This window comes from Azospirillum rugosum (genome assembly GCF_017876155.1).
GTDB lineage: Bacteria > Pseudomonadota > Alphaproteobacteria > Azospirillales > Azospirillaceae > Azospirillum > Azospirillum rugosum.
The window spans coordinates 1-14,488 of record NZ_JAGINP010000003.1 but is presented as its reverse complement, the minus strand read 5'-3'; the positions used below and the strand labels follow the sequence as shown (position 1 = coordinate 14,488).

General features: G+C 68.6%; 14 protein-coding genes and 1 riboswitch. Of the genes, 10 read left to right on the top strand and 4 right to left on the bottom strand.

Annotated elements, in window-relative coordinates; all coding sequences use genetic code 11:
* Positions 1-40: 40 nt before the first annotated feature.
* The gene (locus J2851_RS05055; protein WP_209764687.1) at positions 41-763 is read right to left on the bottom strand and encodes a nucleotidyltransferase family protein; all 723 of its coding nucleotides are present in this window, start codon (positions 761-763) and stop codon (positions 41-43) included.
* A gap of 466 nt (positions 764-1,229) precedes the next feature.
* On the opposite strand from J2851_RS05055, the gene J2851_RS05050 reads away from it, so the two are divergent.
* The 5 genes from J2851_RS05050 (at position 1,230) to J2851_RS05030 (ending at position 8,853) form a co-directional block, all read left to right on the top strand.
* Positions 1,230-3,524 (top strand): GumC family protein, encoded by a 2,295-nt coding sequence (locus J2851_RS05050; RefSeq protein WP_209764686.1) that lies wholly within the window; start codon positions 1,230-1,232, stop codon positions 3,522-3,524.
* A 10-nt stretch (positions 3,525-3,534) separates the two neighbouring features.
* Entirely contained in the window at positions 3,535-4,692 is a 1,158-nt protein-coding gene (locus J2851_RS05045) for a right-handed parallel beta-helix repeat-containing protein (protein ID WP_209764685.1), read from the top strand.
* 643 nt (positions 4,693-5,335) lie between these two features.
* Positions 5,336-5,611: a hypothetical protein gene (locus J2851_RS05040; RefSeq protein WP_209764684.1), complete on the top strand. Its 276-nt coding sequence runs from the start codon at positions 5,336-5,338 to the stop codon at positions 5,609-5,611.
* Positions 5,612-6,235: 624 nt separating this feature from the next.
* Complete coding sequence (locus tag J2851_RS05035) at positions 6,236-8,308, top strand: carbohydrate-binding domain-containing protein (protein WP_209764683.1); 2,073 nt, start codon at positions 6,236-6,238, stop codon at positions 8,306-8,308.
* A gap of 188 nt (positions 8,309-8,496) precedes the next feature.
* The gene (locus J2851_RS05030; protein WP_209764682.1) at positions 8,497-8,853 is read left to right on the top strand and encodes a hypothetical protein; all 357 of its coding nucleotides are present in this window, start codon (positions 8,497-8,499) and stop codon (positions 8,851-8,853) included.
* Between the two features lie 10 nt (positions 8,854-8,863).
* On the opposite strand, the gene J2851_RS05025 is transcribed toward J2851_RS05030, so the two are convergent.
* Positions 8,864-9,187, bottom strand: coding sequence for a DUF1289 domain-containing protein (locus J2851_RS05025; protein ID WP_209764681.1), 324 nt, complete (start codon positions 9,185-9,187; stop codon positions 8,864-8,866).
* 76 nt (positions 9,188-9,263) lie between these two features.
* Positions 9,264-9,629 carry a hypothetical protein gene (locus tag J2851_RS05020; protein WP_209764680.1) on the bottom strand — a complete coding sequence of 122 codons (366 nt, stop codon included), beginning with the start codon at positions 9,627-9,629 and terminating at the stop codon, positions 9,264-9,266.
* A 148-nt stretch (positions 9,630-9,777) separates the two neighbouring features.
* On the opposite strand from J2851_RS05020, the gene J2851_RS05015 reads away from it, so the two are divergent.
* From J2851_RS05015 to J2851_RS05000, 4 genes are all read left to right on the top strand, one after another.
* Complete coding sequence (locus J2851_RS05015) at positions 9,778-10,134, top strand: hypothetical protein (protein ID WP_209764679.1); 357 nt, start codon at positions 9,778-9,780, stop codon at positions 10,132-10,134.
* Between the two features lie 79 nt (positions 10,135-10,213).
* Positions 10,214-10,347, top strand: a riboswitch (yybP-ykoY riboswitch).
* A 60-nt stretch (positions 10,348-10,407) separates the two neighbouring features.
* Positions 10,408-10,971 carry a manganese efflux pump MntP gene (locus J2851_RS05010; RefSeq protein ID WP_209764677.1) on the top strand — a complete coding sequence of 188 codons (564 nt, stop codon included), beginning with the start codon at positions 10,408-10,410 and terminating at the stop codon, positions 10,969-10,971.
* 15 nt (positions 10,972-10,986) lie between these two features.
* Positions 10,987-11,955, top strand: coding sequence for a CDF family Co(II)/Ni(II) efflux transporter DmeF (gene dmeF / locus J2851_RS05005; RefSeq protein WP_209764675.1), 969 nt, complete (start codon positions 10,987-10,989; stop codon positions 11,953-11,955).
* A gap of 150 nt (positions 11,956-12,105) precedes the next feature.
* Positions 12,106-12,939, top strand: coding sequence for a tellurite resistance TerB family protein (locus tag J2851_RS05000; protein WP_209764674.1), 834 nt, complete (start codon positions 12,106-12,108; stop codon positions 12,937-12,939).
* Between the two features lie 25 nt (positions 12,940-12,964).
* Here J2851_RS05000 and J2851_RS04995 read toward each other — a convergent pair whose 3' ends face one another.
* Positions 12,965-13,645, bottom strand: coding sequence for a GntR family transcriptional regulator (locus tag J2851_RS04995; protein WP_209764673.1), 681 nt, complete (start codon positions 13,643-13,645; stop codon positions 12,965-12,967).
* Between the two features lie 97 nt (positions 13,646-13,742).
* Between J2851_RS04995 and J2851_RS04990 the strand changes: the two genes are divergently transcribed.
* Positions 13,743-14,336, top strand: coding sequence for an O-methyltransferase (locus J2851_RS04990; protein ID WP_209764672.1), 594 nt, complete (start codon positions 13,743-13,745; stop codon positions 14,334-14,336).
* Positions 14,337-14,488 lie beyond the last annotated feature (152 nt).

The following is a 14,488-nucleotide window of genomic DNA, read 5'->3' as shown; positions in this document are numbered from 1 at the left end:
AGGCCAGCAGAATTCAGTACAGGCATGAGTGGATCGGCCATCACGCGACCACGCGCGTCTCGTAGGCCGCCGGCCACTGCTCGTCCCAGGCCATCTCCTGCACCTTCTGGAAGTCCTCGACCCGCCCGATGTCGAGCCACAGGCCGCCGTGCTGGAAGGTGCTGACCGATTCCTGCGCGGCCAGCATGGCGTGCATCAGGTTGTCGAAGCCGAAGGCGACCCCGTCCGGGATGTAGGACAGGATGTCCGGCTCCATGCAGTAGACGCCCATGCTGACGAGGTGGGTCAGGGTGGGCTTTTCCTGGAAGCGGACGACGCGGTTGCCCTTTTCCTCGATGATGCCGAAGTCGGTCTGGATGGTCCGGCTGGCCGTGGCGATGGTCAGCATCGTTTCCTGCCGGCGGTGGAAGTCGGCCAATGCCGCGATGTTCAGGTCGGTCAGCACGTCGCCGTTGATGACCAGGAAGGTCTCGTCCAGCTCTTCCCGCAGCAGGCGGAGCGCGCCGACGGTGCCGAGCGGTTCCAACTCCTCGGTGTAGCGGATGCGCAGGCCCCACTGCCGCCCGTCGCCGCAGACCGTGCGGATCAGGTGGCCCAGGTAGCCGGTGGTGATGAACACCTCCTGCACGCCGTTGCGGCGCAGCCACTTCAGCAGCAATTCCAGGACCGGCTTCGATCCAACGGGCATGAGAGGCTTCGGCAGGACCATGGTGTAGGGTCGCAGCCGCATTCCCTTGCCACCGCATTGAATGACACCCTTCATTCCTCCCCTCCTCCTGTGCCGTGATCCGGTCGTTGTCGTGAGCGACCCGTCCGGGAGAGAGCCGCATATGGTCGGGGCGGCGATGCCACGCCCCGGCGACGCCACGGGGCGTCTTGCCGTCTTGCTTTCTTATGCTATCGATAACGGGTGGTGTAAACACGCTCGCTGGATGTAAGCATAAGGCGCGTTAGGATGAGGGATGGGTCGCGTTTTCGCAGTGCAGAACGCGGAAAGAAAGTGGCAGGAGGCCGCTCCCCGTGACCGCGCCATACCACGCTTTAGGGCGGCGTTGCGTCCCGGATGTAACCTCTTTTTTCGCTTTCGGTTCATTTTCTTGCGTCTTACTCTCCGAAAACCGGCGCAAACGTGGAATCAGATCGGCGCCCGCCCGAGTGCGCGCGATTTCATCGATAAGAAAAGACGACGGCCGGCACCGTGCCTTCCATGACGGGGAAAGAGGAAGCCAATGGATCAGTTCGAGATCGTGCCCGCAGGCGTCCGCGATCCGGCGCCCTATGTGGTCCAGGATGCCGACGGCTCGGGTGGCGGGGGCGGCGAGATCGACACCGTGGCGGCGCTGAAACGCCGGAAGGGGCTGATCGCCCTCGTGGTCGCGGGCGTCGCCCTGCTGGCTTTCCTGGCGACCCGGCTCATGACGCCGCTCTATGAGGCGGAGGCCGGCATCATGTTCAAGCCGCGCGAGCTGACGCCGATGGGCACGCCGACCCAGATCGGGACGATGCTTCCGTCGGAGGAGACGGCGCGCAAGAACGAGATCGCCGTGATCCGCTCCCGCGAGCTGGCCGACGCCGTGGTGAACCGCCTGCAGCTCGACCAGCTGGCGGAATTCAACCCCGCCCTGCGGCCGCCCTCGCAGCTCGATCGGCTTGCGGACACGGCGCGCACGACGATCGCGTCCTGGGCGGAACCCCTTCCCGATGCGCTCGCCGCCCCCATCGCCGCCCTGACACAGAAGCAGCCGGAGGACTGGACGCCCGACCGCATCCGCAACGAGGTGATCGAGCGCTTCCAGCGCCGTTTGGAGACCTCCTCCGCCGACGCCTCGCGAGTCGTGGGCATCCGCTTCTATTCGGAGGACGCGCAGCGCTCGACCCTGATCGCCAACACCATCGCGGAAGCCTTCATCGACCGGAAACGGGCCCGCGACCTGGCCGGGGCGGAAGCGCTCGTCGCCAGCCTGACGCAGGAAATCGCGGCGCTGAACCACGACATCCAGGATTCGGAACGCAAGGTCGACGAGCGGAAGCTGTCGCTCGGCCTGTCCGCCAACGGCACCCGCGCGCTGGAGGAGCGGCTGGCCGAGCTGAGCCGCCAGCTGATGGCGGCCACCGCCGAACGCGTGCGGGCGGAGGCGCAGTTCGCCGAGGCGCAGCAGCTGCGCAACGCCGGCGATCTGCAGGCGGCGGCTCAGGTGCTCGGCTCATCCCTGATCCAGCGCCTGCAGGAGGCGCAGGCCGTGGCGACCGCGCGCGCCGGGCAGCTGGCGCTGCGCTACCAGGAAAACCACCCGCAGATGCAGGCTGCCCGGCAGGAGCTGCGCGACATCCGCGCCAAGCTGGCCGAGGAGATGAACAAGATCCAGACCGCGCGGCTGAACGCCGTCGCCATCGGCAAGGCGACCGAGGAAGGGCTGCATCGCCAGGTGGACCAGTTGAAGGACCAGATGGCCAAGGCCAACGCCGCGCAGGTGGACGTCGGCGTCATGGAGCGCGAGGTGGAGGCCAAGCGGGCGCTGATGCCGCAGCTGACCGCGCGTCTCAACAGCGTCAACGCGCAGATCGACTATCTGAGGAACCGCGGCGCCGATACGGAAGTGCTGTCCCAGGCGGTGGTGCCGCGCCGCGCCAGCTACCCGCCGACCCTGGCAATCATGGCGACCGCCGTGATCATGGCCGCGGGCGGCGGCGGCATCCTGGCCGTGATGCTGGAGCGCGCCGACAACACGATCCAGAGCACGTCGCAGCTGCGCCGCATGACCCCGCTGCGCGTCATCGGCACGCTGCCGGTGATCCGCCGACGCACAGGCTCCAGGGGCCGGCGCGGTCCGCCGGCCGCCGAGGTGCTGAACGGCGGCGACACCTCCTTCCAGGAGCATCTGCGCACCATCGCCCTGCGGTCGGGCGCGTGCGGGCCGGCCTCGGCCAAGGTCATGCTGATCACCTCGGCCGTGTCCGGCGAGGGGAAGAGCAGCACCGCCTCCTCCCTCGCCCGCATGCTGTCGCTGTCCGGCCGGCGGACGATCATCCTGGACGCCGACCTGCGCGCGCCGATGCTCCACCGCATCTTCGGGCTCCAGCGCGGGCCAGGCCTCGCCGAATGCATCGAGGAGGGGCTTGGGCTGGAGGATGTGATCCAGCGCGACGAGGCCACCGGCACGCACGTGATCGCCGCCGGCCACGCCCGGGGCGCGTCGTCCGACGTGCTGCAATCGCGCCGGATGCAGGATCTGGTCGGGGAACTGGCGCTCCACTACGACAACGTCATCATCGACTCGCCGCCGGTGCTGGCGGTCTACGACTCCAACATCCTGGCGCGGCTGGTCGACCGGACGCTGATGATCGTCCGCTGGCGGTCCACCCACTCCTCCACACTGGCGACGGCCCTGCAACGCCTGTCCGACGACAACGTCCCGGTGGACGGCATCGTCCTGTCGCAGGTGGACGGGCGCAAGTACAGCGTCTACGGCTACTCCGACTCGGAGGTCTTTTCTCCAGGCTTCCGCAAATACTACACGAACTGAGGGCCGGCGCATGATGAGCCTGACGCCGAGCCGCCGTTCCCTTCTGGTCGCCCTGTCGGTCCTGGGATTGGCGATCGCCCTGCCCTCGGACGGCAGGGCGGCGGGCGACCTGTTCGTGGATGACGAGGGGTCGGACGGCAATCCCGGAACGCGGGAGGCTCCCTTCCGCTCCATCGCGAAGGCGGCGGCGGCGGCGCGGCCGGGGATGACGGTCCATGTGGCGCCGGGCCTCTACCCCGGCGGCTTCAAGACCACGGCCGACGGCGTGACCTACCGGTCCGACGTCCCGTGGGGGGCGCGGATCGAGCCGCCGCCGGGCGGCGCCGACATCGCCCCAGACATCGCTTGGGACAACCGCGGCGCCGGTGTCGTCATCGACGGGTTCGCGGTGTCGGGATCGACCTTCCGCATCGGGCTCTACACGACCGGCAGCGATTCGGTCGTGCAGAACGCGAAGGTGCACGACATCGGCACCTTCCTGAACGGCCGCGGTGGGGCCGGCATCTACGGCGACGGCTATTACGGCGGCACGAACATCACCTTGCGCAACAACGAGGTCTTCCGGATCGGCCCGCCCAACACGAAGAGCCGGCTGGTGCACGGCCTCTATCACAGCACGACCGGCCTGATCGCCAACAACCTCGCCCACAACAACGCCGGCGCCGGCATCCACCTGTGGCACGACGCGCGCGACCTCGTGATCGTCAACAACACCCTGTTCCAGAACCACATCGGCGCCTGGATCGGGGCGAACGAGCATTATCGCCACCGGGGACCGGCCGACAACATCACCTTCGCCAACAACATCGTCTTCGACAACCGCGGCTACGGCATCGTGGAAGGCGGGGAAACCGGCAGGAACAACCGCTACATGACGAACCTCGTCTACGGGAACGGCACTGACATCCGGCTGCAGAACGGCCTGACGGCGACCGGAACCATCGCCGCCGATCCCGGTTTCCGGCACTACGCGCGGGATGGCGGCGGCGACTACCGTCCGGGCCCGGGATCCCCCGCGATCGGGACCGGCACCGCCGCCGCGGCCCCGCCGACGGACCGGGACGGCGTTCCGCGGGACGGGGCGGTGGACATCGGGGCCTTCTCGCATCGCGGGCCTCCGGTCGGCGCGACGGCGCCCATTCCGCCGAAGCGGCCGAGTTCGGGATAAATCGCAGGTCTCCGTTGAGTTGGCGCCCGCCGATCGCGTTTTCGTATGGCACCGAAGCGTTGCATCCGGCGCAATCGCATAGCCACTCCAAGCAATCGGATGAAAAAGCGTTGGTTACGAAAGGCCAATTGTCAGATGCCGCGCGCTTTGGCGATGATGCGTGACGCTTTTTTATGCATCACACAGACAACATCGTCCACTCGGTGGGCAAAAAACGATCTCACGTGCAGAAGTCCGGCGTCTGATGCGGGTTTGCGCCGGAGATGGGTACGCCGTGCAACGTTGGCGAGGACGCCTGCGATGGACGCTACGAAATCGGCCGAAAATCGCTTCGAACATCGTCCTGTTTTTACTGTCACGCCACTGTTGCGGTCCAACGCCCTGCGGGCAACGCAGACTTATGTGCCGTCGGCATCGACCGAAGCCGTGGAGTGTCGGCTGCTTGACTTGCGGCCACAGTATCGCCGGTGATCAATCCGGCCCGTTTTCCATCCTGCTGCGGAAAACGGCGATGATTTTTTCGGCGGCGCCTTCCGCTTGACCACGGAATGAGCACGCCGGTTCGTGCCGAAACGCCAGGCCACGGAGATGGCCGCGACGAACGATGAAAAGGGACGGGAGCCACGATCAGGGAGGGGGTGGCATGGTCAGGATCAGTCTGCGGGGAATCTCCGTGACCGAGGCGGAGAGCGCTCTGGCCAAGCTCTGGTGCCGGGTGGAGGAGCTTGACGCCGCCCCGCCCCGGCTGCGCTTCCGCTTCCTTCCGGACGGCCGCATCTCCGTCCTGGCCTGTTTCCCCGATCCGGACACCGCCCGCCGGGTCGTCCAGGCGCTCGGCTGGCCGGCCGGGCCGCATTCCGCCCAGCCGAGGGCGCGCACGGCGGCGAACCCGCCGGAGGAACCCGCCACCCAGTTCTGAGCGTGAAGGGCCTGATGCAGGAGCGGCTGATGGTGCGCCAAACGTGCCCCGTTGTGGCATTTTTGGGTGTGTCGCGGCCGGCACGCCGGGCAAAATACCTTCCGGATCCCAAAAATTATACACAAACATGACCGACTTTCGCCCCAACGGGTCGGTCTATGCTGGTTTCACGAATGGGGTCACACCGGGCAGCACCGTTCTTGCCCTTGCCGCAGCCGGCAAGACGAACGGTGCATCGGCGCGGCAGCCCCTTTTGGGACAGCAGACAGGAGTTCCCGGCAATGGCGACCGGAACCGAAATTCCATCCTAGCCCTTCCCTTGACGATGTCCGTTCGCCGGGCGTGACGCCGACGGCGCGCACGCGCTGCCCATGATCCGGGCCGCCTGCCGAACCGTTGCGCACCGACAGGACGGACAGGGAAAAATCGATACCCGCAAGGCCAGGGCCGCGGGAATACGCGCGAATGACCGCGCCCCGCAAGGGCCGGGGACCGGCAAGGACGTCCAGCTTGGGACGTCCAGCTTGGGACGTCCAGCTTGGGACGTCCAGAACCGGCCACGCCCTGACACATGCGGCTTCAAAATTTTCGCAAAGCGAATGAATCAGAAGGACTGGTTTGACCATGGCTGATCTTTACGTTTCGACCTCGGGCTCGGACTCCGGCAACGGCACCAAGGATTCGCCCTTCCGCACCATCGCGAAGGCCTCGCAGGCGGCCGGCAACGGCACCACGGTGCATGTGGCGCCGGGCACCTACCAGGGCGGCTTCTCGACCTCGGCCAACGGCGTGACCTACGTCTCCGACACCAAGTACGGCGCCAAGATCGTCGCCCCGTCGGGCGGCGCCGACATGGCCTGGAGCAACAGCGGCTCCAACGTCACCATCGACGGCTTCGAGGTGTCCGGTTCGTCCTTCCGCATCGGGCTCTACACCACCGGCAGCAACTCGGTGATCGAGAACTCGAAGGTGCACGACATCGGGAACAACCTGAGCGGCACCGGTGGCGCCGGCATCTACGCGGACAGCTACCGCGGCGGCACCAACATGACGATCCAGAACAACGAGGTGTACAACGTCGGCCCGTCCGGGACGAACAGCAGCCTCGTGCACGCGATCTATCACAGCTCCACGGGCACCATCGCCAACAACCTCGTCTACGACAACGCGGGCGTCGGCATCCACCTGTGGCACGATGCCCATAACCTGACGATCGTGAACAACACGGCGTTCAACAACTACATGGGCGCGTGGATCGGCGCGGACGAGCACTACACCTACAGTGGTGCGGCCGACAACATCAAGTTCGCCAACAACATCGTCTACGACAACCGCGCCTACGGCGTGGCGGAAGGCGGCACCACCGGTACGCACAACACCTACACGAACAATCTCGTGTACGACAACAGCACGGACTTCCGCCTGCAGAACGGCCTGAAGGCGACCGGCACCATCGCGGCCGACCCGAAGTTCGTGAAGTACGTGGCCGACGGCGGCGGCGACTACCACCTCGCGGCGGGTTCGCCGGCCATCAACGCCGGCACCTCGGCCAACGCCCCGACCACCGACATGAGCGGCGCGTCGCGCGAGGGGGCCGTGGACATCGGCGCCTACGAGTACAAGTCTTCGACCAGCGGCGGCAACAGCCCGACCACGCCGACCACCCCGACCACGCCCACCACGCCGACCTCCCCCACTGCGGGCAGCTCGACCATCACGGTGAACGCGTCGGGCAACGCGGCGGGCGGCGTGAACGCCCACTTCAACCTGCTGGTCGACGGCAAGAAGGTCGGCGAGGGCGTCGCCGGCACGACGGCCAAGGACTACACCTTCAAGACCGACCTGGCCGCCGGCCAGGCGCACAAGGTCCAGGTGCAGTACGACAACGACGGCACCGTGAACGGCCAGGACCGCAACCTGTACGTCAACAAGATCACCATCAACGGCCACGCCGTGAACCCGACCGATAGCATCGTGTCCTACGACAAGGGCGCGCTGGACGGCCAGGACGTGGTGAAGGGCCAGTCCGGGATGTGGTGGAACGGCACGCTGGCCGTCAGCGCCGACAAGTCCTTCTTCCCGGCGGGCGGCACCGCCCCGACGGCCGGCAACTCCACCATCACGGTGAACGCGTCGGGCAACGCGGCGGGCGGCGTGAACGCCCACTTCAACCTGCTGGTCGACGGCAAGAAGGTTGGCGAGGGTGTCGCCGGCACGACGGCCAAGGACTACACCTTCAAGACCGATCTGGCCGCCGGCCAGGCGCACAAGGTGCAGGTGCAGTACGACAACGACGGCACCGTGAACGGCCAGGACCGCAACCTGACGGTCAACAAGGTGACGATCAACGGCCATGCCTCCAACGCCACGGACGCCAACGTGTCCTACGACAAGGGCGCGCTGGACGGTCAGGATGTGGTGAAGGGCCAGTCCGGGATGTGGTGGAACGGCACGCTGGTGGTCAGCGCGGACAAGAGCTGGTTCCCGGCGTCGGCCACCACCGCCGGCACGGCCACGGCCCAGTCGCTGGGCGACCAGACGGACGTGTGGACCCACGTCGCCGTGCAGAATGTGGAGCATCCGGCGATCGCCGCGGTGGACACGCAGGTCACCTCGGCCGAGTCCTACGACCACGGGATGGACGCGGCGCACCTGCTGGCGCTGCACCACGACACGCACCTGTCGTCGGCGGCCTGACGCACCGCGTCATTCCGTCGGGATCGGGGGTCGGCAGCCTGCGCTGCCGGCCCCTTTTCCGTTTTGGGACGTTTCCCGGCTTTTTTGCCTGTTGGTCCGCGTGATCATTTTGCGATGGCGGATGGCATGGCGTCGCAGGCCCGGCCTTGTGGTAGGATGGGGACCGAACGACAGACGCCTTGGACCCCATGTCGAGCCTCTCCTCCGGCCTCAATTCCCTCGTCGCCACCGTGCTGGGCAGCCACCCGGCGCTGCGCCTGCTGCCGATCTCCCGCTACACGCAGGAGCAGGCGGCCGTCTACGCCACCGCCAACGGGCGGGCCATCGCGCACGAGGTGGACGCGGAGGGGCGGCAGTCGCTCCTCGTCGCGCTGAAGGGGCTGGATTACGTCAGCGTCTGCGATCTGGAGCACGACCTGAGCCCGCCGGGCGACCGCCCGCTGTCGCTGCTGATCCCGGAATTGCGCAGCGGTCTGCTGGCCCGATTCGCGCCGAAAACCGCCGGCGACGTGTGCCGCATCGTCGAGGCGGTCTGCCCGGTCTGACCGGCGACCGTCAATCCGCCGCGTCCAACGCCGATGAAGGGGCCGGAGGCGGGGCCAAATCCGCCCGCTCCGCCCGCAGCGCGCCGAGCTTGGCTTCCAGCTTGCGGATCTTCTTGTCGAGCTTCTTCAGGCGCTTGGCCGTCTTCTTGCGGCCGGCCCGCGGGTCATCGACGCCGAGCGCCCGCAGGCGCCCGTTGATGGCGGCCTTCGCCTCGTCGGAAAAGCGCTTCCAATGCTTCACCTCGCTGCGCGTCCGCAGGCAGCCGAGGCAGGTGCCCGCCGAATCGAATCGGCAGACCTTGATGCAGGGGTTCCGAGTGTCGGGCGTGCTCATGGCCGAAAAGGATGGGTGCGCCGGTGCCCGATCGGAAGGGCCCTTCACGCGTCCGTGACCATGGGCATTCGCACAGTCATTGGGTCCTGCGCCCCGACCGGCAGGCCTCGCGCGCCTTCGTGTCCACCATCCGGGCCAGGCTGCTGACCTCCCCGGTCGCCGCGGCCGTCGGGTTGCTGCGGTAGAGCGCCGCCGGCAGCGGATAGCCGGTCCGCTCCCCCTCCCGCAGATGCCAAGCCAGGACGCAGGAGCACAGCCGTGCCGCCTCGGCCACGTCCGATCCGTTGCCCGACGCGAAGGGACTGGCCTCGCAGACGGCGAGGAAGCCCCGGCCGTCCACCGCGCGGCCGACATCGTCGGACGGGGTCCGGCCGAACAGGATCAGGGCCGCGACGCAGAAGACGGCGAACAGGACCAGCAGGGAACGCGGGCTTCGAAACACGGGCTTATGTCTCCGGACCAGGACGCGGCATGACCGCCGCCCTCCTTTTGCACCAGAACCCTCCCCTCCTGCATCTGCTCATCGCACGGGCGGCGGGCGCAGGCTGTTCGTATTCCGTTGGGAAAACCCCTGCGAGGAGGCAGCGGCCATGCCGGTTCGCCGTACCGCCCTGGTCGGGACGCTCGCCGTGCTGTTTCCCGTGCTGTTTTTGGCCGCGGCGTCCGCCCAGGGCTACACCCCCTACGACACTTACCGGGACGCCTACGGCGGCCCGCATTACAGCAACAACCTGTCGCCCGACCGGGACGACCGCACCGCGCTCGGCCCCATCGCCGGGGCCGGCGACCCGTTCCTGGTCCGCACCCGGCCCGCCCGCGGCTGGGGCGAGGTGGACGACATCGGCGCTGGTTTTTGGGAATGGCAGGAGGACCGCATCCGCCAGCGCCGCCAGTCGCAGGACGAGCAGGACGCCCTCCGGCGCGACCGTGACCACCGCCGACGATAGGCGGGAGATTTAGAGCGATTCAAAACGTATGAACAGCTGTTCATATAGATTGACGTTCCGAACCGGCCGCTGTAGGGTCCGCGCCGTCATTGGGGAGTAGCCACCCTCCGTGGAGAGGGGCGCGTGCCAACAGACTCGGGGGCTTCCCCCGTGGTGCGTGCGGCAGCCGGACTTCGGATCCGGCCAGTCCGGCAAGACCGATGGTGCGGCTGCGACCCGAAGGCCAAACGGGGGCGGGCGCGCTGTCGTGATCGTTTGGCCGGAGTTGGTCCCATGTTCGGCATGACCTCCCTCGCGCTCGCCGTCAGCCTTTCCATGGACAGCTTCGCCGCGGCGCTCGGCCGCGGCGCGGCGCAGAAGCGCCCGGGCGTGACCGAGGCGATCCGCGTCGGCGTCACCTTCGGGGCCTGCCAACTGGGCATGGCCGCCATCGGCTGGGGCGTGGGTGCTACCTTCGCCGACATGGTGCAGGCGGTCGACCACTGGATCGCCTTCGGCCTGCTGCTGCTGATCGGCGGATCGATGGTCCGCAACGCCGTCAAGGGCGAGGACGACGACGAGGCGGCGGCGACCCGGTCGGGCTGGCTGGCCCTGCTGACCATGGCCGTGGCGACGAGCATCGACGCCAGCGCGGTCGGGGTCGGCCTTGCCATGGCCGACGTCGACATCGCCGTGACCGCGACCCTGATCGGCGGCGTCACCTTCCTGATGGGCTTCGGCGGGGTTCTGCTGGGCCGCGCCGCCGGCCCGCTGCTCGGCCGCCGCTCGGAATTGGCGGGCGGGCTTGGCTTGATCGCCATCGGTGCCAAGATTCTGGTCGAACACACGCTGCTCTGACCGGAACAGGTTTTCATGCACACCCATTCGCTGGACCGCTGGAGGCACGACCACGCCTTCGGGCAGGAGAAAGCCAACGCGGCCGAGCGCCGCACCCTGGTCGTCGTCGCGCTGACCGCCGCCACCATGGTGGTGGAGGTCGCGGCCGGCCTGTGGACCGGCTCCATGGCCCTGCTGGCCGACGGTGTCCACATGGCCTCGCACGTGCTGGCGCTGGGCATCGCCGCCTTCGCCTACATGTACGCCCGCCGCCACGCCCACGACCCCCGATTCAGCTTCGGGACCGGCAAGGTCAACGCGCTGGGCGGCTTCACCGGCGCGCTGCTCCTGGCCGTCGTCGCCCTGGGCATGGGGTGGGAGAGCGTCGCGCGCCTGATCACCCCCGGCCCCATCGCCTACGACGAGGCGATCCTCGTCGCCATCCTCGGCCTCGTCGTGAACGCCGCGAGCGTCCTGGTCCTGGGTGGGCACGGGCATGGGCATGGGCATGGGCATGGGCATGACCACGGACATTCCCATGATCATCATGAACACGATCATCACGGGCACGGCCACCATGCGCATGAGGACCATAACCTGCGCTCCGCCTACCTGCATGTGCTGGCGGACGCGCTAACCTCCGTCCTGGCGATCGCGGCCCTGCTCGGCGCCAAATATTCGGGGGCGACGTGGCTCGACCCGGTGATGGGCGTGGTCGGGGCGGTGATGGTGGCGAACTGGTCGCGCGGGCTGATCGGCTCGACCAGCCGCGTCCTGCTCGACCATCAGGCGCCGGACAGCGTGCGCGAGGGCATCCGCGCCGCCATCGAGCGCGGGGACGACCGCGTGGCGGACCTGCATGTCTGGTCCATCGGACCGGGCGTCAACGCCGCCATCGTCAGTCTGGTCACCCACGACCCGCAGCCGCCGGAGCATTACCGCGCGCGCATCCCGGCCGCACTCGGCATCCGGCACCTCAGCATCGAAGTCAACCGCTGCGCTTAAGCCGCCCGGCGATGCCCGTCGGTACAGGCGGGCGTTCTGCCTGAATTTCCGGAGGCTTTTGCCGTAAACGGCGGCTTGGCCGTCGAACACCCGCCCTCCCCGCCTGTTGTCGCTTGCGCAAGGCAACATCGAACCGTGGGGAGACGACGAATGGCCGACCTCCAGAAACTTCTCGGCACCATGCTCGCGACCGGCATGGGCGGGCGCAGCGGCATGGGGATGGAACGCATGGGCTCCATCCTGAACAACACTGGCCTGAACAACACGGGCGGCCTGGGCGCCGGGCCGATGGGCGCCGCCTCCGCCGGACACACACGTGGCGGCATGGGCGTCGGGTCCGTCGCCGGGCTCGGCGCGCTGGCCTACATCGCCTACCGCGCCTTCCAGGAGCGCCAGCAGAACATGCGTCCGGACTCCGGGCGGCCGACGGAAACGCCCGCCAGCGGAGCCCCGTCGGGCGGCAGCCTGTGGGGCGGCTCGTCCGGCGGCGGCATCCTGGGCAGCATCTTCGGCGGCGCGGCCGGCGCCAGTGGGGGCTCCCTCGGCGACCGGCTGTCGCAGGTGCTCCAGCCCCGCGCGCCGCAGCCGGAAGCGGCCCAGCCCGCCCCGGCCGGCGAGGGGGCCTACCCGGCCCTGGCGATGGAGGACCAGCACGCCCTGCTGCTGATCCGCGCCATGATCGCCGCCGCCAACGCCGACGGTACGATCACCGCCGAGGAGCGCGGGCGCGTCCTGTCCGCGCTCGACGAGGCCGGCGCCGGCCAGGAGGAGCGTCGGGTGGTCGAGCAGGAATTGGATCGGCCGCAGTCGCTCGACAGCCTCGTCCAGGCCGTCCGCGACCCGCAGACGGCGGAGCAGGTCTACTTGGCGTCCATGATGGCGGTGGACCGCAATTCGGAGACGGAGCGCTCCTACCTGCAGTACCTCGCCACCCGCCTGCGCATCGACCCGCAGAGGCTTCAGCAGCTGAACCAGGCGGCGTAAGCGACCGGCCCGCCGACGCGCGGGTTCACGGCGCGTCTCCCTGCGATGCCGGCTTCCCAGGGAAGCAACGCGCGGCGAGCGCCAAGCTCCGCACATGGACGCGCGCCACCGCCTCGGCGCGGTCCATGTCGCGGTCGCGGATGGCGGCGACCAGATGCGCATGATCGTCGCGCCGCGCGGGCAGCTCCCCCGGCCTCGTCGGAAGGCCGCGGCACATGGTCCGCGTCTGCGCGTAGAGCGCGTCCAGCATGCGCGCGATGGTCTCGTTGCCGGCGATGCGCAGCACGGCCTGATGGAAGGCCAGCGCCGCGTCGGCGTAGCCGGCGGTATCACCCGCATCCAGGCGGGCCTGCTGCGCCGCCAGCGACCGCTCCAACTCCGCCACATCCGCCAGCCCGGCCCGCTCCGCCGCGAGGCGCGCGGCCATGCCCTCCAGAGCTTCGCGGGTTTCATACAGCTCGGCCAGCCGGCGCGCGTCGAAGCGCACGAGGAAGACGCCGTGGCGCGGCACGACCTCCAGCAGCCCTTCCGATTCCAGCCGGGCGATGGCGTCCCACACCGGCGAGCGGCTGACCCCAAGTTCCTGAGCCACCGCGATCACGTTGACCTTGTCGCCCGGCGCGTACCGGCCGCCGTCCAGCAGCAGCGCGCGCAGGCGGTCGTAGGCCTCCTCCCCCAGGTTCGGGCGGCGCGTCCGGACGGTCATGCTCTTCCCCATGCAATGTTACCATTGACGGTAACATGTCACCGGTGCACAGTCGAGCCCATCCGCACCGTTCCACCCACACCGAGGAGCCCGACCCATGCTGGTGGATGCCGCCGTCGACCGCGTGCTGCGCGACCTGGAAAGCTTTGGCCGCGAGAACGACAGCCGCGAGGGCGACCGCGCCCGCAAGATGCTGAACCTGGAACGGGAAACGGCGGAGCTTGTGCATGTCCTGGTGCGCAGCGGGCGGCGTCGGCGCGTGCTGGAGATCGGCACGTCCAACGGCGTCAGCACCCTCTGGCTCGCCGCCGCCCTGCGCGCGACCGGCGCCACGGAGCCTTTGATCAGCGTGGAGCGCGACCCCGCCAAGAGCGCCGAGGCCCGCGCGAACCTGGAGCGCGCCGGGCTGGCCGACCGCGTCCGCCTGCTGGTCGGCGACGCGACGGAGGTGGTGGCCGGCCTGCCCGGCCCCTTCGACTGCGTCTTCTTCGACGCCGACCGCTGGAGCGCCCCGGACCAGCTGCGCTTGCTCCTGCCGAAGCTGGAGCGGGACTGCCTGCTGCTGGCCGACAACGCCCTGTCCCATCCCGAGGAGATCGCCGGCTACATCGCCGCGGTGGAGGCGTTGCCCGATGTCGCCTCCACGACCTTCGCGGTCGGCAAGGGGTTGCATGTGGCGCATCGGGGGTGAGTGGGTTGTGGGAAGTGGTTGCGTTGGGCCCCCCTCCCGACCTCCCCCCACTTCGCGCTACGGTATGCACACATCTCGCGGATGCGATAATGCATTGAGCAGCATGGAAAAAGCCCCTCTCCCCTTGGGGGAGAGGGGTTGGGGGTGAGGGG